The following is a 19,759-nucleotide window of genomic DNA, read 5'->3' as shown; positions in this document are numbered from 1 at the left end:
ATCCGTCGAATCGTTCGTCGCACCCTTTCCAACCGTCCTGCTTGCTACCCGCGCCCCCGGGAGGGCCGACGTCTGTTCTGTGCTCGAAATCGCTCACAAGAGCCCCTGGTTCCTGCTCTCATGCATGCGTTGGGCCAGTTGTCATGAATATGATGGGTTGAATGGTCCTGCTGAAAAATTGTTAGGCATTAAATGGCCTTACTGCCTTGTGTTTCTTGTCTTGCCGGAGGAGGGCTCGCTCGCGGGCGCCGGGACGAGCCGCGCGATGCGATCGGGCCCGTTGAAGGCGACATAGAGGTAGCCATCGGGTCCGCTCACGACGTCGCGCACGCGGCCCACGTCCTTGAACAGCACCTCCTGGTGCACCACCTTGCCGCCCTCGAGCCTCAGCCGCCGCACCTCCTGCTGCGCCAGCGCGCCCACGAACAGATCGTTCTTCCACTGGGGGAAGCGGCTGCCCGTGTAGAAGTCCGCCGCGCACACGGCGATGGACGGCGTCCAGTGCAACACCGGCTGCTGCATGCCCTCCTGCGCGGTGCGATCCGTCATCGGCGTGCCGTCGTAGTTCATGCCGTGGGTGATGACCGGCCAGCCATAGTTGCGGCCCGGTTCGATCCGGTTCAGCTCGTCCCCGCCCCGGGGGCCGTGCTCCGTCTCCCAGAGCTCCCCCGTCACCGGGTGCCGCGCCAGCCCCTGCGGGTTGCGGTTGCCGTAACTCCAGATGCTCGCGATGGCGCCCTCGCGGCCGGCGAATGGGTTGTCCTTCGGAATGCGCCCGTCGTCGTGGATGCGGTGCACCTTGCCGTTGGGCCGCGTCACGTCCTGCGCGTCCTCCTTCTGGCCCCGCTCGCCGATGGAGAAGAACAGGTACCCCTTGCCGTCGAAGACGAAGCGCGAGCCGAAGTGCACGTTCCCGGTGCGGTACAGCCCGGGCGGGGCGCGGAAGAGCGTCTGCTGCTCCACGAACCGGCCCTCGCGCAGCTTGCCGCGGACGATCGCCGTCATGGCGGAGCCATTCGCGCCCGGGTCGCTGTAGGAGAGGTAGATCCACCCATTCTTCGCGTAGTCGGGATGCACGGCGACATCCAGCAGCCCGCCCTGGCCCCTGGACCAGACCTCCGGCGTGCCGGCGATGGGCTCGGGCAGGAGGCGGCCCTTCTCCACCACGCGCAGCCGCCCCTCCTTCTCCGTCACCAGCATGCGCCCGTCGGGCAGGAACGCCACGGACCATGGAGTGTCGAGCCCCTCGGCCACCGTCTCGAGCTTGAACGCGTGCAGCTCGCTGCTCACGGGCGCGCCGGCCACCGGCTTCGCGATGGAGACGGCCGCGTTCCGCCGCTGCGCGCCCTGCTCGCGGATGTAGATGACGAGCGCGCGGATGTCCCGGGACGACAGCGCGCCCGAGAACGCGGGCATCCCCGAAGCAATCTGCCCCTCGCGGATGGTCCGTGCGATGCCCTCGTCGTCGGCGCCGGACTTCCAGATGTCGTCGGCCAGGCTCGGCCCCAGCGCCCCCTCCATCTTGGGGCCGTGGCAGTTGGCGCAGAGCGAGGCATAGATGCCGGCGACGTCGCGCCGGGAGGACTGGGGGGCCTGGGCCTGTACGACAGTGGACAGTCCCAGCAGGCCGCAGGTGAGGATGGAGCGAAAAGCGTTGAACATGGCGCGCGCACTGTACGCTCGCTCGCCCGCCCCTCCCTCGGGTACGGGACAAATGTCGCATCGCGTCAAAAACCTATTGACGCCGTTGACGCGATGCGTTACCTGTAGACCCGTCAGTCGGAGTCCAGGAGACGAGCACACATGGCGAAGAACAAGACGGCGAAGACCGAGGGGGCCGCCAAGGAGTCCGTGGCCCAGACGACGGAGCAGGTGAGCACCGAGGCGGTGGCCCAGGAGGCCGCGCCCGTGGCCCAGGAGGCCGCGCCCGTGGCCGAGCAGCAGGCCGAGACGGTGACGGCGGAGACGGTGGTGGCCGAGGCGGTGAAGGCCGAGGCGGTGAAGGCCGAGACGCCGGTGGTGGAGAAGGTGGCCGAGGCGGTGAAGGCCGAGGCGGCGAAGGTGGAGACGGTGGTGACGGAGGCCGCGGGCCAGGTGTCGTCCTTCGTGAAGGGCCGGCTGGAGCAGGCGCAGAAGCAGTTCGGCCAGCTCGAGACGGAGGCGCAGAAGGCGCTGCAGACGCTGGTGTCGCGCGGCCGCGACTCCAGCCGCGAGGTGCTGCAGCGGCTGCACGTGAACGAGCTGCGCGAGAAGCCGGCCGTGAAGGAGCTGGAGAAGAAGGCGACGTGGGTGGGCGGCGAGGTCCGCCAGCGCCTCACCGGGCTGCAGGACCGGATGGTGAAGGTGGTGGGCGGCGTGGCGAGCCAGTCGCAGGTGGAGGCCATCAACCGCGAGCTGGATCGGCTGACGCGGAAGATCGACTCGCTGGTCTCCCCCAAGAAGCCGGAGCAGCAGTCGCAGCAGGAGGCTCCGAAGGCGTAGTGGCACCGCGCCGGAGCATCCGCTGAAGTGAAGACGCCCGGGGGCCCATGCGGCTTGCCGGGCGTTCCTTTTTTCGAACAGAGGCCGGACATGACCGGGCTCGAGGCCTTCCTGGTCTCGAGTGAGGACAGACCGTGCGGGTGACGCGGGACGGGTACGAGTGTCTCACCCACGCCCCCACGGATCTCACCTCGCTGACCATCACCACCAGCAAGCGGCTCCACCGGGTGAAGGGAGCGCTCATCCGCCGCGCGGCCGGTGTGAAGTAGAAAATTGGGATACAGGATGCATCCATGTCCCGGATCGCCCGCAGCGAGGCCGTCGTCCCCCAGTCCCTGGCCCCCGAGGCGCGCGCCAGGCTCATCGACTCGCTCTACGAGGTGCACCGGCAGATCTTCGATGGGGTGGAGCGGGACACCTTCGCCAGGTACGTGGTCGAGTCGAAGGCCGAGCACACGTGGATCAACATCCACAGGAACGAGGAGGGGGAGATCGTCGGGTACTTCGCCCTGCACATCTTCGACAAGCGGTTCAGGGGCGTGCCCACGTCCGTGTTCCGTTCGGAGGCGGGCTCGCTGCGGGCCTACCGTGGCGTCAACGCGAGCACGTATTTCTGGCTGAAGACGGCGCTGCGCTACGTGCTGAAGAACCCGGGCCGGCGGGTGTTCTTCCTGGGCTCGCTGGTGCACCCGTCCAGCTACCTGCTGTTCGCGAACCACTTCGGCGAGATGTGGCCCCGGCGCCAGACGGAGGTGCCTGCGGAGCTGCTGGCCTTCATGGACGAGCTGGCCACGGAGTTCGGCCTGGAGAGGGTGGACCCGGCCCATCCCCTGGTGCGGCACGTGGGCTGGCGCACGCGCGAGACGGAGATGGAGCGCGAGTACTGGCTGCACTGCGACAAGCCCGCGGCGCGCTTCTTCGTCGAGGCGAACCCGGGTTACGCCGAGGGCCACGGCCTGGTGACGGTGGTGCCCATCACCGTGGCCAATCTGGGCCACATGCTCCGTGCCATGCTCCAGCGCCGGCTGCGCCAGCCCCTGCAGGCCCTGGCGGCGCTGATGCAGAAGACGGCCGTGGGCGCCCGCCTGCTCCGCCCCGAGGTGCTCCGCCAGCTGCGCCGGGCGTCGCTCTTCTCGCACTTCGACGAGGCCACGCTGCGCGAGCTGGCCCGGCGCTCGGAGATCGTCACGATTCCGGGCGGCAGGTACGTCTTCCACCGGGGAGACGCCAGCGATGAGATGTACCTGCTCGCCAGCGGCGCGGTCTACGTGCTGGCCGAGGGCGGGGAGCGCGAGAAGGTGGTGGACGAGCTCGGCAGCGGCTCGCTGTTCGGGGAGATCGCCATGCTCGCGGGAGAGCGGCGCTCGGCGTCCATCCGCACGGCCACCTCGTCGATGCTGGTGCGCATTCCGCGCTCGGCGCTGCTGCCGATGATGGAGGCCAACGCGAGCCTCCGGCAGGGCGTGTGGCGGAAGTTCGCCGAGCGGCGCTTCGATGACCTGGTGCGTGGGATGGATCGCTACGGTCACCTGGGGCGCAAGGGCCGGCTCTCCTGGGTGCGGCGGGGCGAGCACCGCGACCTGGCGGCACGGGAGACGCTCGCCCTGGAGGCGGGCACCCACGTGTTCGTGCTGTCGGGCGTGCTGGAGATCGAGCACGAGGGCCTGTGGGTGACGGCGCGCGGCTCGATGCTGCTGGAGCTGGAGCGGCCCCTGCACGTCCGGGCCCAGGAGTCCACGCGGCTCATCCTGCTGCCACGCGACACGGCGCCGGAGCCGCGGCGCGAGGCGGGGGGAGGGGAGCCGCTCCCCGGGAAGGTCATCGCCGGCCCTGCTGCTGCCGCGGGGCCGCCTGGAGCACGGACTCCTTGAGCAGCGTCTGCGCCTTTCACGCCGGCTGCCGCGCCCGGCTGCCGTGGTTCCGGGCATAGACCTGGGTGAACTCCGCGCCCAGGAAGAGGATCTGCGCGGAGTAGTAGACCCAGATGAGCACCACCGCCAGCGAGCCCGCGGCGCCATAGCTCGAGGACACGGTGCTCCGGCCCAGGTACAGGCCGATGCCGACCCCGCGCCGCCTCCTCGCCGAAGACCATGCCGGCCACGCTCACGGCGATGACGAGCACCGGGGCGATCGAGAACATCGTGTAGTAGGAGAGCGAGGCGGCGAACGTCGGGGCCTTGTCCTCGTTCCACTCCGAGAAGGCCTTCTTGAAGAGCTGGAAGGTGCTTCGAGCACGCAGCGCAACGGTCATGGCGCATGAGCACGGCACGCGCCGTGCCAGCGCTCCGGCCCTGCTTGCTGGCCTCGAATCCGAGGGAAACGGGCACCCGGTGACAGCTCCGGCTTGGTGATTGGGCGTAATTCTTTCAGCCCTCTCGGGGGAGCGAGCACTCCATTGCCCCGAGGTCACTGATTCCAGGCCCTCGCGCCAGGGTTACCCATGAGGAGGGCTCTGGCGAGGGCCCCCGGGGAGCGCGTGATGCACCAGGGAAACAGCCAGGAGGGGGAGCAAGGGAGCGTGCCTCCTTCAGAGGGCCGCGTTCCCTCGGAGCCCGAGGACTTCGAGGACCCCTTCCTGAGCGAGGTGGCCCGGGTAGAGGCGCCGCTCCGGGTTCCTCGGCCCGGCACGCGGATGGGGGGCAGGGAAGGGCACCGGTTCGAGATTCTCGGGGAGCTGGGTGGGGGCGCGATGGGACAGGTCTTCCGCGCCCGGGATTGCGAGCTGCGGCGCGAGGTGGCCCTCAAGTTCCTGCTGGCCCGGAGCACGCGGGCCGGGCAACCGCCGGACTCGCAGCTGTGGGAGGAGGCCCGGGCCATCGCCCGGCTCGATCACGAGAACATCGTCCGTCTCTTCGATGTCTCCGAGTGGAGTGGTGCGCCCTGGGAGCCCTGGGTTCCCTTCCTGGTGATGGAGCTCCTCGAGGGCGAGTCCCTGGCCTCACTGCTGCGGCGTGAGAAGCCGGGGCTGCGGCGGGCGCTGGAGTTGCTGGGCGGCGTGGCCGCGGGTCTGGCGCATGCCCATGCGCACGGCATCGTCCACCGCGACCTCAAGCCGAGCAACGTGCTCGTCACTCGCGAGGGCAGCGTGAAGCTGCTCGACTTCGGGCTGGCGCACCTCATGTCCGGCAACGCCCCGCTCGTTCCCCATCTGCCCACGGCCGGAACGCCCGCGTACATGGCACCGGAACAGTGGCGGGGAGAGAAGCAGGACGCGCGGACCGATCTCTGGGCGGCGGGCATCATGCTGTACGAGCTGCTCACCGGCGAGCTGCCCTATCCGTTCGCCTCGTTCCAGGAGCTGCGCGAGAACATCCTGTCTTCCGAGCCGGTCCCCTCCGTGCGCGAGCGCGTTCCGCAGGTGCCCGAGGAGGTGGAGCGGCTCGTGGCCGCTCTGCTGGCCAAGGCGCCCGAGCGGCGTCTGGGCAGCGCGTCCGAGCTGCGGGAGCGGCTGCTCCGGTTGGAGGAAGCGCTCGGGCCCTGGCGCGAGACCCCGGTGCTTCAGGTCCCCCAGCGCCGGCGGATCACCCTGGTGTCCTGCGGGCTCGTGGTTTCCTCCGACACCCGGGAGCGGCTCGATCCCGAGGATGCCAGCGAGCTGCAGGCGGCCTTCCAGCGGTGGTGTGCGGACGTCTTCCAGCGGTACGACGGCGCCATCGCCCTGTCCGTGGGTGACGAGGTGCTGGCCTGCTTCGGCTACCCCACGGCCCGGGAGGATGACTCGCAACGGGCGGTGCGCGCGGGGCTCCACCTGACACGGGAGCTCCCCTGCGAAGGTCCGTGGCTGTCTCACCCCGGGCTCGCGGTGGAGGTGGGCATCCACACGGATGCGGTGGTGTTCGATGCGCTCCCCTCGGAGGGGTTGGGACGGATGCCCACCATCCAGGGTGAAGCTCCGCGGGTGGCGGCCGCATTGGCGCGGAGGGCAGGGCCCGGGGGGGTGGAGCTCAGCGCGACCACGTGGAAGCTCGTGAGGGGCGCCTTCGAGACCGAACCCTCCGGCTCCCCCTCCTCCGAGGCATACCGCGTGGGGCGGGAGAGAAGAGCGGTCTCCCGCTTCGAGCGGACGCTCGTGGCCGGGGCGCTCACCCCGCTGGTGGGGCGGGAGCACGAGCTGGAGCGGTTGATGGGCCTCTGGGAGCGGGCGCGGCGGGGGCAGGGGGCCTGTGTCCTGCTCAGCGGCGAGGCCGGTATTGGCAAGTCCCGCCTCATCCAGGAGCTGCGCGAGCGGGTGTCTCCGGAGTCGAGCCACCTTCCGCTCTGCCAGTGCTGGGAGCCGTTCCGCAACAGCGCCTTCCATCCGATCCTCGAGCTGCTGCGGCGCTTCTTCCTGCTCGGACCGGAGGGGCGCTCGCCACCCGGTGCGCGCGCGGTGGAGGCGCGGCTGGAAGAACTGGGGGTGTCTCTGGAGCACGGACGGCAGCTCGTCGCGCTGCTCGCCTCACCCGATGCCACGGAGCCTTCCGCCCTGCTGGCCGCGCTGGAGCACCAGAAGGAGCGCAAGCGGAAGGTGTTCGAGGCCCTGCGGCTCCTGCTCGTGCGGGTGGCGGAGGAGCGGCCGGTGCTGCTCGTCATCGAGGATCTGCACTGGGCCGATCCCTCCTCGCTGGAGCTGCTCGGCCTTCTCATCCAGGACATCGCGACGGCCAGGCTCCTCCTCCTCTTCACTGCCCGCCCCGGGTTCCAGCCGGCCTGGCCGCCATCCCCGGGTTTCCACCTGCTCGTGCTCGACCGGCTGTCGGCGGCGTCCGCGACGGCCCTGGTGCGGGAGGCCGCTCATGGCGCGAGCCTGCCCGAGGAGACGGTCCAGCGGCTCGTGGCGAAGACGGACGGCATCCCGCTCTTCGTGGAGGAGATGACACGCATGGTGCTCGAGCAATCCTTCGCGGGCAGCCTGTCCTCCATCCCCGTCACCTTGCATGAGCTGTTGCTGGCCCGGCTGGATACGCTGCCGCCCCGGCAGAAGACGCTGGCACAGCTGTGCGCCGTGGTCGGACGTGACTTCCTCCAGCCCCTGCTCGTGCGGCTCCTGGCCCGGGACGAGGCCACGGTACGGGCGGACCTCCTGGGGCTCGTCTCGGCGGGGCTGCTGCAACACCTGGGGAATGAGCCCGGCGTGGAGGAGTACCAGTTCCGCCACGCCCTCATCCAGGAGGCCGCCTATCAGTCACTCCCGCGTGGCTTGCGGCGGGAGCATCACCGGCGCGTTGCCCAGGCCCTGCTGGAGGGCTTCCAGGACGTGGTGGAGACACGGCCCGAGGTGCTCGCCTACCACTACACGGAAGCAGCGGAGAAAGTGCTGGCCATCCACCAGTGGGAGCTCGCCGGAAAGCTCGCCCTCGCCCGCTCCGCCAGCCTGGAGGCCAGCTCCCACTTCAAACAGGCGCTGACCTTGGTGCGCAGCCTCCCGGATGGCGCGCAGCGGGCCGTGGACGAGATGCGCTTGCTGAGTGGTCTCGGTCTCATCTTGCTCAACACCCAGGGCTACGGCTCACCCGAGGTGGAGCAGACCTATGGCCGCGCGCAGGAACTGCTCCGCCTGAGGGGAGAGGCACTTCCGGAGCTCGATCTGCTCTGTATGGGGTTGGGTTCCTACCTCGTCATGGGCGCGAGGTTCGAGAAGGCGCACGAGCTGGCCGGACAGCTCCTCGTGCTGGGCCAGCAGCGGCGCAACCCGAGGCTGGTGTCTCAGGGCTACCGGCTGCTGGCGAGCCTCTGTTTCTACGAAGGAGGGCTCGACAGGGCGCGGGAGTACAGTGAACAGGCGGTGCGGTTGGGTCCCCGGCTCGAGATGGGACAGGCCCTCCTCGAGGACAGCTGGGTGGACGAGTGGGTGGCGGATCTGGTGATCCACTGTCTCGTCCACCTGTTACAGGTCCGGCCTCGAGAGTCCCAGCGTTTCAGTCACAAGCTGATCGAGGTGGTCCGTGGGCAGGCCCATGCATCCCGGGGGACGGCGCTGGTCTATCTGTCCGCGGCCTGTCAGTTCCGTGGCGAGGTACCGGGCACCCTGGAGTGGGCGGAGGCCTGCGCGGCGGTTGCCACCCGGGGCGTCTTCCCTCCTCTCCTGGCCTTCGCCAAGGGGCTTCAGGGGTGGGCATTGTGCAGGCTCGGGCGGACACGGGAAGGGCTCGAAGCGCTGCGGGCTGGCATTGGGATGATGCGGAAACTGGGCGCCAGGGTCCTGATGCCCTACTACCTCTATCTTCTCTCGGATGTGTCCCTGCTGCTGGGGCAGGTGGAGGAAGGGCTGGCCCAGGTGAGAGAGGCGTTGGGGCTCGAGGGGGAGACGAGGGCGCGCCTGTTCAAGTCCGAGATGAACCGGCTTCAGGGAGAACTGCTCCGGGCGGCCGGGAAGGAGGAGGACGCCAGGCGCAGCCTGCTCCGAGCCGTGGTCATCGCCCACCGGCAGCGGGCCTGGCTCTTCGAGCTGCGTGCACGCGTGGCCCTGGCTCGCCAGCTCCGTGACACGGGACACCCGGACAGGGCACGGCGTGGGCTGGAGCGCCTGTGCGGCCGGTTCGAGCCGGACCTCGAGGTACCGGAGCTCCAGGCGGCCCGGGCCCTGCTCGGCTCGCTCCGGTCTACTCCAGGAGCTCCACCGCGTCCCCCACGCGAATCTCCCCCGGGCGCCGCACGATGACGTTCTGGCCGAACATCACGCCGCTCTTGGGACCCAGGCGCCGGTAGGTGGAGAGCGTGCGCAGGGGCTCCTGCTGGGGATCGGCGCGCGCCGTCTCCGGATCCACCGTGGTGAAGACGCAGCGGGCGCACGGCTTGACCCCGGCCAGCTCCACGGTGCCGATGCGCAGCCGCTTCCAGCCGTCCTCGGCGAAGGGGGCGCAGCCGCTCACCACGAGGTTGGGACGGAAGCGGCTCATCGGCACGGGCTGAGCCAGGCGCTGGTTGAGGTCCGCCAGCGACGCCTCGGAGATGAGCAGCAGCGGGAAGCCATCGGCGAAGCCGACGCGATCCTCCGGGGCGGCGTACTTCGGATCCACCGGGCGCTGCATCCGCTCGTCCACGTACACGAGCCGCGTGGGCTCACGGAGGTACTCGGAGAGCCACCGGTCCGCGTCCTCATGGGCGCGGGCGGCCGAGCAGGTGTCATCCCAGACGGTGACGTCGAGGCGGGGCGCTCCGGCGGGCGGCAGGGGCACCTCGAGCTCCGGCATGCCCGGGGCGGACAGGTGCAGCCCCGAGGGCCCGGGCACGGCGCGCACGCGCACCAGGGCGGGCAGCTCGCGTCCGGTCATGAAGGAGCCATCCGGGCGGACCGCCATCCACCGGCGATCATGCTGGAGCCCGAGCGGCTCCACGGTGGCGCGGGTCAACGGCAGCCCCGCGCACGACTTGAGGGGATGGATGTTGATGGAGGTCAGGGTCGGCACGAGGCCCGTTCTGCCCCATCCGGACCCGGACTGCATCCGCGGCTGCCGGACTCCTGGCTCGAAAAGCATCCAGGGAGGCGGGCCCGGGTGGCATCCGTCATATTGGCACACTGTCCACCTTGACGGATGGAAGTCATCGGCGTTACTAGTGTCCACACAATGAAGCTCCACCCCCTGGGCCCCAGGGCGGTGCCGGGCGAATTGCCTCTCCACCCCCTCGTTGGTGTGGCCCGCCCTCGTGAGAGGTGACGGGCTGTTTTCGTTGCAGGGAATCGCCATGTCCCAGTCATCAGCCCTGTCCCTCGCCCTGTCCCAGGAAGAGCTGCGCGCCACGACGGAGCAGTTCCTCGAGGCGCCCGCCGAGGTGGTGCTCGCCTGGGTGGAGCAGCGGTTCGGCGCGCGCGCGGCCATCGCCTCCAGCTTCGGTGTGGAGGACATGGTCCTCATCGACCTGGCCCGCACGCACGCTCCGAGCGTGCGCCTGTTCACGCTGGATACGGGCCGGCTGCCGCCAGAGACGTACGAGGTGATGGACGTGGTGCGCCGCCGCTACGGCGTGGAGATCGAGACGTACTTCCCGGAGCGGGAGCGGGTGGAGGCGCTGGAGTCGGCCAAGGGGTACTTCTCGTTCAAGCAGAGCATCGAGGCGCGCAAGGAGTGCTGCGGCATCCGCAAGGTGGAGCCGCTGCGGCGCGCGCTGGCGGGCCGGGAGGCGTGGGTGACGGGGCTGCGCCGCGAGCAGTCCGTCACCCGCACGGAGGTCCAGGCGGTGGCGGCGGATGCCGGCCATGGCCTCATCAAGGTGAATCCGCTGGTGCGGTGGAGCAGCAAGGACGTGTGGGCGTACGTCAAGGCGAACGGCGTGCCCTACAACGCGCTGCACGACCGGGGCTACCCGTCCATCGGGTGCGCGCCGTGCACGCGCGCGGTGAAGCCCTACGAGGACGAGCGCGCCGGCCGCTGGTGGTGGGAGTCCCCCGAGAACCGTGAGTGCGGGCTGCACGTCCGCCGCTGATCCCAGGCCCGAGGAGAGCCCATGCCTTCCTTCACTCCAGCGGAGCTCGCCCTGTTCGTGGATCGCGCGGTGGGCCACGCGGTGCCGGCGGCCATTGGCGGCTTCCTCGTGGGCTCCGCCTGGCAGCGGTTCCTCCTGCTGCGCAAGAGTCAGGTGGCGTCGTGAGCACGCACGTGGACTTCCCCGTCTGCCTCCGGTTGAACGGCAAGCGGGTGCTCCTGGTGGGAGCCGGCACCATCGCCGAGGAGCGGAGCCAGCAGCTCGTGGACGCGGGCGCGGTGCTGCGCGTGGTGGCGCCCTCCGTGGGTCCGGTCATCCGCCGCCTCGCGGAAGCGGGCCGGTTGGAGCTGGCCGAGCGTGCCTACGCGGCCGGAGACGTGCGCGGGCACCACGTCGTGTTCGTGGCCACGGATGATCGGCGGGTGAGCGAGGCGGTGGCGGACGAGGCGCGGGCCCTGGGCATCTGGGTGAACGCGGCGGACATCCCGGAGCTGTGCGACTTCACGCTGCCCTCGGTGGGCCGGCGCGGCCCCATCGTGGTGGCGGTCTCCACCTCCGGGCAGGCCCCGGCGCTGGCCCGGCGGCTGCGCAAGCAGTTCGTGGCGCAGGTGACGCCCGGGCACGTGCAACTGGCCCGGCTGACGGGATGGCTCCGCAAGCGGCTGCCCGCGGGCGCCGGGCGGATGAAGTTGCTGAAGCAGCTGGTGGAGGGCGAGGCGGGGGAGCTGCTGACGCGCGGTGAGCGCAAGGCCGCCTGGGTTCGGGTGCGCGCCGCGCTGGAGACTTTTGGAGAGAAGCCATGAGCAAGCAGGTCAACGGCAAGGTCTACCTGGTGGGCGCGGGGCCCGGAGATCCCGGTCTGCTGACGCTGCGAGCGGCCCAGCTGCTCGCGGGCGCGGACGCGGTGGTCTACGACCGGCTGATCCACCCCGGCGTGTTGAAGCACGCCCGGCCTCGGGCGCGGCTGCTGTTCGTCGGCAAGGAGGGTGGGGGCGAGTCGGTGCGGCAGGAGGAGATCAACGCGCTGCTCATCGCCCAGGCGCGGCTCGGCCGCTCGGTGGTGCGGCTGAAGGGGGGCGACCCGTTCGTCTTCGGCCGGGGCGGGGAGGAGGCCCTCGCGCTGGAGGAGGCGGGCATCGCCTACGAGGTGGTGCCGGGAGTCTCCAGCGGCGTGGCGGCTCCGGCGGCGGCGGGGATTCCCATCACCCACCGGGGCGTGTCGGGCTCGGTGACGTTCGCCACCGCGTACCGGGCCGGGAAGTCGCCGGACTGGGCGCACCTGGCCGGGTCGGAGACGCTCGTGCTGTTCATGACGGGCAGCCGCCTGGAGGAGGCGGCCCTGGGGCTCATCGCCGCGGGCCGTTCTCCGAATACCCCCACGGCCATCGTCGAGGCGGGCACCTGGGAGCACCAGCGGGTGATCGAAGCTCCGCTCTCGTCCATCGCCGCCAGGGCCCGTGAGGCATCCGTGGGCTCTCCCGCCATGTTGGTGGTGGGCGAAGTCGTTTCCCTGCGCTCCCAGCTTCGCTCGCTGGTCGAGTCGCGGTCCGTGGCATCCGAGCGCGAGCAGTTCCTGAAGGTGGAGGCTGGTCATGAGTGAAATCCCGTCCGCGCGGCTCTCGCATCTGGCGGTGCTCGAGGCGGAGAGCATCCACATCATCCGGGAGACGGCGGCCGAGTTCGCCAACCCGGTGATGCTCTACAGCATTGGCAAGGACTCGCAGGTGCTGCTGCACCTGGCGCGCAAGGCGTTCCACCCGGCGCCGCTGCCGTTCCCGCTGCTGCACGTGGACACCACGTGGAAGTTCCGGGAGATGTACCAGTTCCGCGACAGCTTCACGGCGAAGCTCGGGCTGAAGCTCCTGGTGCACCAGAACAAGAAGGCGCTCGCCGAGGGCATGAACCCCTTCGATCATGGCAGCCAGAAGTACACGCACGCCATGAAGACGCAGACGCTGCTGGAGGCGCTCGCGCTGCACGGCTTCGACGCGGCCTTCGGTGGCGCCCGGCGCGACGAGGAGAAGTCCCGCGCGAAGGAGCGCGTCTACTCGTTCCGCGACCGTCACGGCCAGTGGGAGCCGCGCAAGCAGCGGCCCGAGCTGTGGAACCTCTACAACGGCCGCATCGACGCGGGCGAGAGCATGCGCGTCTTCCCGCTCTCCAATTGGACCGAGCTGGATGTGTGGCACTACATCCTCAAGGAGCGCATCCCCGTGGTGCCGCTGTACTTCGCCGCCGAGCGCCCGGTGGTGGACCGCAAGGGCCAGTGGATCATGGTGGATGACGAGCGGATGCGGCTGCATCCGGGCGAGAAGGCCACGATGAAACGCGTGCGCTTCCGCACGCTGGGCTGTTACCCGCTGAGCGGTGCGATCGAGTCCTCGGCGTCCAACGTCGAGGAGATCATCACCGAGATGATGGAGGCCCGCGTGTCCGAGCGGCAGGGCCGCCTCATCGACCACGACGAAGAAGGCTCGATGGAGCTCAAGAAGCGCGAGGGGTACTTCTAATGACCGCCGCACTGCAGCTGAACGACAAGGGTGACCTCCAGCGCTTCCTCGCCGAGCACTACGAGAAGGAGCTGCTGCGCCTGGTGGTGGTGGGCTCGGTGGACGACGGCAAGTCCACGCTGATCGGCCGGCTCCTGTACGAGTGCAACGGCCTGTTCGAGGATCAGGTGGCGGCGGTGAAGCGCGCCAGCGCGGGCGGGGAGATCGACTTCTCGCTCTTCACGGATGGACTGCGCGCCGAGCGCGAGCAGGGCATCACCATCGACGTGGCGTACCGCTACTTCTCCACGCGGCGGCGCAAGGTGATCGTCGCCGACACGCCGGGACACATCCAGTACACGCGCAACATGGCCACCGGGGCCTCCACGGCCGACGCGGCCGTCATCCTGGTGGACGCGCGCCTGGGCATCCTCCCGCAGACGCGGCGCCATGCGTACATCGCCTCGCTGCTGGGCATTCCGTACCTGGCGGTGTCCATCAACAAGATGGACCTGATGGACTTCGACCCGGCCGTCTACGAGCGGCTGTCGAAGGAGTTCGACGCGTTCGCCTCCACGCTCGGCTTCGAGCAGGTGCGCTACTTCCCCATCAGCGCGCGCGGTGGTGACAACATCACCCAGCCGAGCGCCCGCACGCCCTGGCATGACGGCGAGACGCTGCTCGGGTGGCTGGAGTCGCTGCCGCACCAGCGTCGGCTGGACGGAGCGCCCTTCCGCTTCCCCGTGCAGTACGTGCTGCGGCCCAACCTGGACTACCGCGGGTTCGCCGGGCAGATCGCCTCCGGCACGGTGCGCGTGGGGGACGAGGTCGTCGTCTTCCCCTCGAAGCGGCGCACGCACATCGCCGCCATCGACACCTTCGATGGGAGCCTCGGGGAGGCCAGCGCGCCGGCCTCGGTGACGCTGCGTCTGGCGGACGAGGTGGATGTCAGCCGCGGAGACCTCATCGCCCATGCCGGGAAGGCACCGGTGGCGCTCCAGTACCTGGAGGCCATGCTGGTGTGGTTCGGCGAGGAGCGCCTGGACACCTCGCGCCGCTACCTCGTGAAGCACACGTCCAAGTACGTGCCGGCCCACGTCGAGCAGGTGCTCTGGCGCAAGGATCTGGAGGCCCTCTCCGAGGTGCCCGCCGAGTCCCTGGCGCTCAATGACATCGGCAAGGTCCGGCTCGTCTGCAAGCGGCCGCTCGTCTGCGACCCGTACACGGAGAACCGGAAGACGGGCGCCTTCATCGTCGTGGATCCGCTCACCAACGACACGGTCGCGGCGGGCATGATCCTCGGCGCGGCGGGAGAGGCGGGCGATCAGGAAGCGCGCTCGCTCATCTCCGCCGGGGAGCGGCTCGCGCGCCTGGGCCAGTCGGGCGCGGTCATCCTCCTGGCGGGCACTCCCGAGGTGCAGACGCTGGCGCCCCGGCTGGAGCGGGCCCTGTTCGACCAGGGCCGGCACGTGGTCACCGTCCGGGGCGACGCGGAGAACGCGCTCGCGCTGGCCGAGGCCGGGCTGCTCGCCATCCTCTACACCCCCGTTCCGCAGGCGCGGCAGGGGCTGCGGGATCAGCTCCGCGGCGCCGGTGTCCCCTGGCTGGAGCTGGATCCCACCCACGAGCTGGAGCGCCAGGTGAAGCAGATCCTGGACGCCCAGGAGAACCGGTCGTGACCTCTTCCGTGAATGCCTCCATCCCCGCGCTGGCCACACCGCTCGGCGCGGAGAAGAGCGCGCAGTTGCAGCGCCTCGTCGAGGGGCTCGATGCGCCGTCGCTCACGTGGCTGAGCGGCTACTTCGCCGGGCTCGCGGCCCGGCAGCTCCCGGGCGCGCTCCCGGTGGCCCCGCCCGCGGCGGCGGTGCAGGCCGCGCCCCAGGGGACGCTCACCATCGTCTACGGCACCCAGACGGGCAACAGCCGGCAGCTGGCCGATCGCCTGAAGCAGCGGGCCGAGGCCGCCGGGCTCTCCGTGCGCAGCTTCCGCGCCAGCGACTACCCCGTGCGCGAGCTGAAGAACGAGCGGCTCCTGTACGTGGTCATCAGCACCCAGGGCGATGGAGATCCGCCGGATGACGCGCGCGGCTTCTTCGACTTCATCCGGAGCAAGCGCGCTCCGGCGCTCGGGCAGCTGCGGTTCGCGGTGCTGGGGCTGGGCGATTCGAGCTATCCGAAGTTCTGCGAGATCGGCCGCGTCCTGGACGAGCGCTTCGCGGAGCTCGGGGGCACGCGGCTGTTCGCGCGGGCCGAGTGCGACGTGGACTTCGAGCCCGTGGCCGAGCCCTGGCTGGGCCAGGCCCTGGAGCACGCGAAGAAGGAGCTGGCGCCCGAGGCCTCGCTGGCGACCGTCACGCCGCTGCGCACCGTGCAGGTGCCGCCCACCTTCAGCAAGGAGAATCCCTATCCGTCCCAGGTGCTGTGCAACCAGCGCATCACCGGGCGCGGGGCCCTCAAGGACGTCCGTCACCTTGAGCTCTCGCTGGAGGGCTCGGGCCTGACGTACGAGCCGGGCGATGCGCTCGGTGTGATTCCCCGGAATCCGCCGGAGCTGGTCGAGGCGGTGCTCTCCGAGCTGCGGCTCGATGGCGCCACCGAGGTGAAGCGCGAGGGGCGCGGCCTGCCGCTGAAGCGCTGGCTCTCGGAGGAGCTGGAGATCACCCGTCTGAGCCGTCCGTTCCTGGCGAGCCACGCCGAGCGCTCCAGCCACGCGGAGCTGCGGCGCCTGCTCACGCCGGAGGGCGGTGAGACCCTGCGCGCGCTGTTCAACAGCCATCAGGTGATCGATCTGCTCCGCCAGTATCCCGGCAAGTGGAGCGCCGAGGAGCTGGTGGGCGCGCTGCGCCGCCTGACGCCGCGGCTCTACTCGATCGCCTCCAGTCAGAAGCGGGTAGGGGAGGAGGTCCACCTGACGCTGGGCCTGGTGGAGTACGAGGCCTTCGGGACGCGCCACGTGGGCGCCGCCTCGAACTACCTGGCGACGCGCGAGGCGGGCCAGGACACGGTGGACGTCTTCATCGAGACCAACGAGCGCTTCCGGCTCCCGAAGGATCCGAGCCGCGACATCATCATGGTGGGCCCCGGCACGGGCGTGGCGCCGTTCCGCGCCTTCGTGCAGGAGCGCGCCGAGACGGGCGCGAGCGGCCGCAACTGGCTCTTCTTCGGCGAGCAGCACTTCCGCAGCCAGTTCCTCTACCAGGTGGAGTGGCAGGAGGCGGTGAAGCAGGGCGCGCTGCACCGGATCGACCTGGCGTTCTCGCGGGACCAGGGCCAGAAGGTCTACGTCCAGAACCGCCTGCGCGAGAAGGGGAGCGACGTCTACGCGTGGTTGGAGGGCGGTGCGTCCTTCTACGTCTGCGGCGATGCGAAGCGCATGGCGCCGGACGTGGAGGAAGCCCTCGTCGACATCATCGCGACCCACGGGAGCAAGAGCCGTGAGGACGCGAAGGCCTGGCTTGATTCGCTGCGCGAGCAGCAGCGCTACCTGCGCGACGTCTACTGAGCGAGAGACACCATGAGCAGCAAGAATCCGACGACTCCGGCCCTCTCCGAGGTGGAGCACATCAAGGCGCGCAGCCGGAACCTGCGAGGCACGCTGGCCGAGAGCCTCGCGGACCCGCTCACCGGCGCCATCGCTCCGGCCGACACCCAGCTCATCAAGTTCCACGGCAGCTACCAGCAGGACGACCGGGACATCCGCGAGGAGCGCCGGCAGCAGAAGCTGGAGCCGGCCTACAGCTTCATGATCCGCACCCGCCTGCCGGGCGGGGTGTGCACCCCGAAGCAGTGGCTCGCCCTGGACGAGCTGGCGCGCACGTACGCCAACGGCACGCTGCGCATCACTACGCGTCAGGCCTTCCAGCTGCATGGGGTGCTCAAGGGGGACATGAAGAGCACCATGAAGGGGATGGAGGCGGTGCTGCTGGACAGCATCGCCGCGTGCGGAGACGTGAACCGCAACGTGATGTGCAACCCCAACCCGGTGGACTCGCGCGCGCACGAGGTGGTGCACCAGTGGGCCGTCCGCCTCTCCGAGCACCTGCTGCCGAAGACGCGGGCGTACTACGAGATCTGGCTGGACAAGGAGAAGGTGGCCGGCGGCGAGGAGGAGCCCATGTACGGGCCCACCTACCTGCCCCGGAAGTTCAAGGCGGGCATCACGGTGCCGCCGCTGAACGACGTGGACGTCTTCTCGCAGGACCTGGGCTTCATCGCCATCATCGAGGGCGGGGAGCTGGTGGGCTTCAACGTGCTGGTGGGCGGCGGCATGGGTGCCACGCACGGTGAGGCGGCGACGTTCCCGCGGCTCGCGGACGTCATCGGCTTCATCCGCCCGGAGCAGATGCTGCACGTGGCGGAGAACGTGGTGATGGTGCAGCGCGACTACGGCGACCGCACCAACCGCAAGCACGCGCGCCTGAAGTACACCATCGAGGACCGTGGCATCGCCTGGTTCGTCGCCGAGCTGCAGAAGCGGCTGGGCTACCCGCTGGAGCCCGCGCGGCCGTTCGCGTTCGAGCACAACGGGGACCGCTTCGGGTGGATCCAGGGCCATGACGGCCGGTGGAACCTGACGCTGCACATCGACAGCGGCCGGGTGGCGGACACGGAGGGCCAGCGGTTCCTGACGGGCCTGCGGGAGATCGCCCGGGTGCACAAGGGAGACTTCCGGCTCACGCCCAACCAGAACCTGATCATCGCGGGTATCCCGCCGGAGGAGCGGCGGACCATCGAGAAGCGGGTCGAGGAATACGGCATCACGAGCTTCCGGAGCGCGAGCCCGCTGAGGCGCAACGCGCTGGCCTGCGTGGCGCTGCCGACGTGCGCCCTGGCCATGGCCGAGGCCGAGCGTTACATGCCTCGCGTGGCGGGGCTGCTGGAGGAGCGGCTGGCGGCGCACGGGCTGGAGAAGGAGAACATCCTGCTGCGCATCACTGGCTGCCCCAATGGCTGCGCCCGGCCGTACCTGGCGGAGATCGCCCTGGTGGGGAAGGGGCCCGGCCGTTACAACCTCTTCCTCGGGGGAGATCAGCGGGGGCAGCGGCTCAACCGTCTGTACCGCGAGAACCTGGACGAGGCCGGCCTCCTGTCCGCGCTCGAGCCCCTGTTCGCCGCGTTCGCGCGCGACCGGCAGCCGGGGGAAGGATTTGGTGACTTCACCGTGCGCACGGGCGTGGTCGCCGCGCCTCAGGCCGCCGCGCGTCCGGTCTCCGCCACCGCGGGCTGATTCGCGTAGCATCCAGTCCCATGAGCACGCAGCCCCAGATCGCTGTCTTCTACGAGCACCCCGAGTGGTTCAAACCCCTGTTCGCCACGCTCGACCGGCGTGGCATTTCCTACGTGCCGTTGCGCCTCGACGAGCACTTCTTCGATCTGGGTGACCGCACGCCGCCCGCGCCGGTCATCTTCAGCCGCGTGGCGATGAGCTCGTTCCTGCGCCAGGACGAGCACGGTATCTTCTACGCCCAGTCGCTCTATTCACACTGGGAGCAGTGCGGCGCCCGCATCATCAACGGCAATCCGGCGCTCGCGGTGGACACGTCCAAGGCCCGCCAGCTCTCGCTCATCGATTCGCTGGGCTATGCGACCCCGGCCACGCGCGTGGTGCATCGCCGGGCGGACCTGCCCCGAGCCGCCCAGGGCCTGCGCTTCCCCATCGTGGTCAAGGTCAACATCGGGGGCTCGGGCGCCGGTGTCGTGCGCTACGACAGCATGGAGCAACTCGCCCAGGCCGTTGCGGACGGCACCACGCCCACCAGCATCGACAGCGTTCTGCTCGTGCAGGAGTACATCCCCACGCGCGGCGGCCGCATCGTGCGCGCGGAGACGCTGGCCGGGCGCTTCCTCTACGCCATCTCCCTGACCACGGACGGCGGCTCCTTCGACCTGTGTCCCGCCGATGCGTGCCTGGTGGGCAAGCCGAAGATCACCATCGAGCAGACGCAGATCGACGCCGAGACGATCCAGGCGGTGGAGACCCTCTCGCGCGCGGCGAACATGGAGCTGTGCGGCATCGAGTTCATGATCGACGACCGCGACGGTACGCGCCGCTTCTATGACATCAACGGTCTGTCCAACTTCGTGGCCAATCCGATGAAGGTGCTGGGGTGGGATCCGCACGAGCAGTTGGCGGACTACCTCCTGGAGGTCATCGCTGCCCGGCGGCGCGGGGAGGAGGCTGAGCTCCGCGAAGATCGCCGGCATGCGCGTGCGCCGTGAGCGGGAGGGTCTGCTGCCCATGCGCCCAGGCCGAGTGGCGCTACTTCAGGCGGACTTTGTGCCGCTCCGCCGTGGCGTTGGGCCGTCCCATGAAGGTGTCGAGAAGGCGTTCCTCCACCCCCACCTCTTCCCAAACAGAGGCGCGCTCGAGCCCGATGCACTCTTGC

16 protein-coding genes are annotated in these 19,759 nt (G+C 69.9%); 13 read left to right on the top strand and 3 right to left on the bottom strand.

The annotated features are described in order from the left end of the window. Window positions 1-198 precede the first annotated feature (198 nt). The gene (locus tag AC16DP_RS30260) at window positions 199-1,662 is read right to left on the bottom strand and encodes a PQQ-dependent sugar dehydrogenase (protein WP_329728936.1); all 1,464 of its coding nucleotides are present in this window, start codon (window positions 1,660-1,662) and stop codon (window positions 199-201) included. Window positions 1,663-1,803: 141 nt separating this feature from the next. Between AC16DP_RS30260 and AC16DP_RS30255 the strand changes: the two genes are divergently transcribed. The 3 genes from AC16DP_RS30255 (at window position 1,804) to AC16DP_RS30245 (ending at window position 4,352) form a co-directional block, all read left to right on the top strand. Next, window positions 1,804-2,481, top strand: a complete 678-nt coding sequence (locus tag AC16DP_RS30255; RefSeq protein ID WP_329728935.1) for a hypothetical protein — start codon at window positions 1,804-1,806, stop codon at window positions 2,479-2,481. Window positions 2,482-2,615: 134 nt separating this feature from the next. Further along, window positions 2,616-2,750, top strand: coding sequence for a hypothetical protein (locus tag AC16DP_RS30250; protein ID WP_329728934.1), 135 nt, complete (start codon window positions 2,616-2,618; stop codon window positions 2,748-2,750). A 24-nt stretch (window positions 2,751-2,774) separates the two neighbouring features. Continuing rightward, window positions 2,775-4,352 carry a cyclic nucleotide-binding domain-containing protein gene (locus AC16DP_RS30245; protein WP_329728933.1) on the top strand — a complete coding sequence of 526 codons (1,578 nt, stop codon included), beginning with the start codon at window positions 2,775-2,777 and terminating at the stop codon, window positions 4,350-4,352. Between the two features lie 16 nt (window positions 4,353-4,368). Here the strand turns inward: AC16DP_RS30245 and AC16DP_RS30240 are convergent, their stop codons facing one another. Then, the gene (locus AC16DP_RS30240; protein ID WP_329728932.1) at window positions 4,369-4,512 is read right to left on the bottom strand and encodes a YhjD/YihY/BrkB family envelope integrity protein; all 144 of its coding nucleotides are present in this window, start codon (window positions 4,510-4,512) and stop codon (window positions 4,369-4,371) included. A gap of 487 nt (window positions 4,513-4,999) precedes the next feature. Between AC16DP_RS30240 and AC16DP_RS30235 the strand changes: the two genes are divergently transcribed. Beyond that, on the top strand, window positions 5,000-9,121 hold the full coding sequence (locus AC16DP_RS30235; protein WP_329728931.1) for a protein kinase domain-containing protein: 4,122 nt from the start codon (window positions 5,000-5,002) through the stop codon (window positions 9,119-9,121). Here AC16DP_RS30235 and AC16DP_RS30230 read toward each other — a convergent pair. Beyond that, entirely contained in the window at window positions 9,063-9,869 is an 807-nt protein-coding gene (locus tag AC16DP_RS30230; RefSeq protein ID WP_329728930.1) for an MOSC domain-containing protein, read from the bottom strand. The genes AC16DP_RS30235 and AC16DP_RS30230 overlap by 59 nt on opposite strands. 277 nt (window positions 9,870-10,146) lie before the next feature. Between AC16DP_RS30230 and AC16DP_RS30225 the strand changes: the two genes are divergently transcribed. From AC16DP_RS30225 to AC16DP_RS30185, 9 genes are read left to right on the top strand one after another with little or no spacing between them, the layout of a single operon-like run. Continuing rightward, window positions 10,147-10,884, top strand: a complete 738-nt coding sequence (locus AC16DP_RS30225) for a phosphoadenylyl-sulfate reductase (RefSeq protein ID WP_329728929.1) — start codon at window positions 10,147-10,149, stop codon at window positions 10,882-10,884. A gap of 21 nt (window positions 10,885-10,905) precedes the next feature. After that, a complete protein-coding gene (locus AC16DP_RS30220; RefSeq protein WP_329728928.1) occupies window positions 10,906-11,049 on the top strand; it encodes a hypothetical protein in 144 nt (47 codons plus the stop codon). Continuing rightward, window positions 11,046-11,687 carry a precorrin-2 dehydrogenase/sirohydrochlorin ferrochelatase family protein gene (locus tag AC16DP_RS30215; protein ID WP_329728927.1) on the top strand — a complete coding sequence of 214 codons (642 nt, stop codon included), beginning with the start codon at window positions 11,046-11,048 and terminating at the stop codon, window positions 11,685-11,687. The genes AC16DP_RS30220 and AC16DP_RS30215 overlap by 4 nt, the downstream gene beginning before the upstream one ends. Continuing rightward, window positions 11,684-12,484: a uroporphyrinogen-III C-methyltransferase gene (gene cobA / locus AC16DP_RS30210; RefSeq protein ID WP_329728926.1), complete on the top strand. Its 801-nt coding sequence runs from the start codon at window positions 11,684-11,686 to the stop codon at window positions 12,482-12,484. The genes AC16DP_RS30215 and cobA overlap by 4 nt, the downstream gene beginning before the upstream one ends. After that, the gene (gene cysD / locus AC16DP_RS30205) at window positions 12,477-13,394 is read left to right on the top strand and encodes a sulfate adenylyltransferase subunit CysD (RefSeq protein ID WP_329728925.1); all 918 of its coding nucleotides are present in this window, start codon (window positions 12,477-12,479) and stop codon (window positions 13,392-13,394) included. Before cobA ends, cysD begins: the two co-directional genes overlap by 8 nt. Further along, window positions 13,394-15,052 (top strand): GTP-binding protein, encoded by a 1,659-nt coding sequence (locus tag AC16DP_RS30200; protein ID WP_329728924.1) that lies wholly within the window; start codon window positions 13,394-13,396, stop codon window positions 15,050-15,052. Before cysD ends, AC16DP_RS30200 begins: the two co-directional genes overlap by 1 nt. Then, complete coding sequence (locus AC16DP_RS30195; RefSeq protein WP_329728923.1) at window positions 15,049-16,875, top strand: assimilatory sulfite reductase (NADPH) flavoprotein subunit; 1,827 nt, start codon at window positions 15,049-15,051, stop codon at window positions 16,873-16,875. The genes AC16DP_RS30200 and AC16DP_RS30195 overlap by 4 nt, the downstream gene beginning before the upstream one ends. A 12-nt stretch (window positions 16,876-16,887) precedes the next feature. Then, window positions 16,888-18,600, top strand: coding sequence for an assimilatory sulfite reductase (NADPH) hemoprotein subunit (gene cysI / locus AC16DP_RS30190; protein WP_329728922.1), 1,713 nt, complete (start codon window positions 16,888-16,890; stop codon window positions 18,598-18,600). A gap of 20 nt (window positions 18,601-18,620) precedes the next feature. Continuing rightward, a complete protein-coding gene (locus AC16DP_RS30185) occupies window positions 18,621-19,592 on the top strand; it encodes an ATP-grasp domain-containing protein (protein ID WP_329728921.1) in 972 nt (323 codons plus the stop codon). Window positions 19,593-19,759 lie beyond the last annotated feature (167 nt).

This window comes from Archangium sp. (assembly GCF_057119385.1).
Note: the sequence above shows the minus strand (reverse complement) of the source record. Positions and strands in the feature narration are given on the sequence as shown.